Below are 2,129 nucleotides of genomic sequence, written 5' to 3' on the forward strand. Positions count from 1 at the left end.
CTCCGAGCCCTTCTCGAGCACAACCACCTGGCAATCGGCATCAAGCTGCTTGAGACGGATCGCCGCCGACAGACCCGCAGGACCCGCCCCCACAATCACGACGTCATAATCCATGGCTTCGCGTGCAACTGCGGTCATCTCCGCACCCCCTTTTGCGCCCGCGCGTTCGGCTGGCTGATGTGACGTGCGATTACATTCACGCCGCCGCGCCGAAGTCGCCGGCTTTCAGGTTGAGGATCGACATCGCCGCCTCGGTGATCACGGTCGACAGCGCCTCGGCCTGCGGGAAAACGTTGACCATATAGAAATCGGCCGTCCTGATCTTGGTGTCGTGGAACGCCGTGCCGGTCCCGGCCTCGATGCGACGGCCCGCGTGCAATGCAGCGTCGCCCATGGCCCAAGCACCCAGCGCAATGCCGAACAGCTCCAGCACATCCGTCGCCACCGCCTGCGGTTCATGGCCGTTCTGCGCGAGAATCCAGTTGGTGACCGTTTCGATCAGGTCCGCCGCCTTTTCGACGACGCCGCCCAGTGCGGCCCAGTCGGCGTTTGAGCCGGGATGATCCGCGATTGCCTTGGCGGAGACGCGCATGTCCGCGACGATCTCGAACGCGGCCTTGCCCCTGTCCCGCATGATCTTGCGACCGATCAGGTCGAGCGCCTGAATGCCCGTCGTGCCCTCATATATGGTGGTGATCCGGGCATCGCGCAGATACTGCGCCGCGCCGGTCTCTTCCACGTATCCCATGCCGCCATGGACCTGGATGCCAAGCGACGCGATCTCTACCGACAGCTCTGTCGACCAGCCCTTGACCACCGGGATCAGCAGATCGACGCGACGCTGGTGGCGTGCTTTCGCATCCGCATCCGCGGACCGGTGGGAAACATCCAGCGAACATGCCGCGCGATAGGCGAGAACCCGCGCCGCCTCGGTCCGCGACTTCATCAGACCCAGCATGCGGCGAACGTCGGGGTGACCGATGATCGTATCGACGCCGCTGTCCTTCGGGGTCCCGCCCTGCTTGCGCTCCATCGCGTAGTGCGTCGCGTGCTGGGTCGCCTGTTCGGCGATGCCGACACCCTGCAGACCCACGTTGAGGCGCGCATTGTTCATCATGGCGAACATGTACTGCAGACCGGCATTGACCTCGCCGACCAGATAGCCCACCGCGCCGCCGTTATCGCCATAGGCCAGGGTGCAGGTCGGGCTGGCATGGATGCCCATCTTGTGCTCGATGGAGACACAGCGCATGTCGTTGCGGTCGCCCAGGCTGCCGTCTTCGTTGACCAGGAACTTCGGGACCACAAACAGCGAAATGCCTTTGACCCCGGCAGGGGCGTCGGGCAGTCGCGCCAACACCAGATGGATGATGTTGTCGGTCATATCGTGTTCACCGTGCGTGATGTAGATCTTCTGGCCCGAGATCAGATAGTGATCGCCCTGCGGTTCGGCCTTGGTCCGGATCGCCGCCAGGTCAGAGCCCGCCTGTGGCTCTGTCAGGTTCATCGTCCCGGTCCATTCACCGCTGACCAGTTTGGGCAGATAGGTTTTCTTCAACGCATCGGACGCATAGCCGTCGACCGCTTCGATCGCCCCCTGGGTCAGCATCGGACAAAGCTGGAACGCCGCGTTGGCACCCTGGAACATTTCCTGGATGCAGGCATTGACCACCGCCGGAAGACCCATGCCGCCGTGATCGGGAGCGGCGGTCGGGCAGTTCCAGCCCATTTCGACAAGCTGGTCATAGGCCGAAGTCCAGCCCTCCGGCATCGTGACGCTGCCCTGATCGAACCCAAGCCCCCGGGTATCGCCGACGGCGTTCAGCGGCGACAGGACCTGCGACGCGAACTTCCCGGCTTCCTCGAGGATGGCCGCGACCATGTCCGGCGTGGCGTCTTCCAGACCGGGGAGCCGCGCGATGTCGTCAAGGCCGCAGAGATCCTCGAGCACGAAGATCATGTCCTCGATCGGAGCAGTATACGTCATGAAGCGTTTCCTCCGTCACGTTCAAAGTTTCTCGGTCAGTTCCGGGACCAGGTCGAAGAGGTCTCCGACGAGGCCGTAATCCGCGACCTGGAAGATCGGCGCTTCCTCGTCCTTGTTGATGGCGACGATGACCTTGGAGTCC

General features: G+C 63.5%; 2 protein-coding genes and 1 pseudogene. All 3 read right to left on the reverse strand.

Annotation, left to right across the window (positions count from 1 at the left end; all coding sequences use genetic code 11):
* Positions 1-138: FAD-dependent oxidoreductase (locus tag ACXYMN_RS19810; RefSeq protein ID WP_459015813.1), on the reverse strand; the 138-nt coding region annotated here is incomplete at its 3' end.
* A gap of 58 nt (positions 139-196) precedes the next feature.
* Positions 197-1,987: an acyl-CoA dehydrogenase gene (locus ACXYMN_RS19815; RefSeq protein WP_459015811.1), complete on the reverse strand. Its 1,791-nt coding sequence runs from the start codon at positions 1,985-1,987 to the stop codon at positions 197-199.
* 21 nt (positions 1,988-2,008) lie between these two features.
* Positions 2,009-2,129: pseudogene (locus ACXYMN_RS19820) on the reverse strand (electron transfer flavoprotein subunit alpha/FixB family protein); the annotation flags it as partial.

Source organism: Roseivivax sp. CAU 1753 (genome assembly GCF_054482575.1).

Bases quoted from the DNA above. Each gene is read 5' to 3' on its own strand.
- ACXYMN_RS19815 (WP_459015811.1), bottom strand. From the start codon at position 1,987: ATGACGTATACTGCTCCGATCGAGGACATGATCTTCGTGCTCGAGGAT.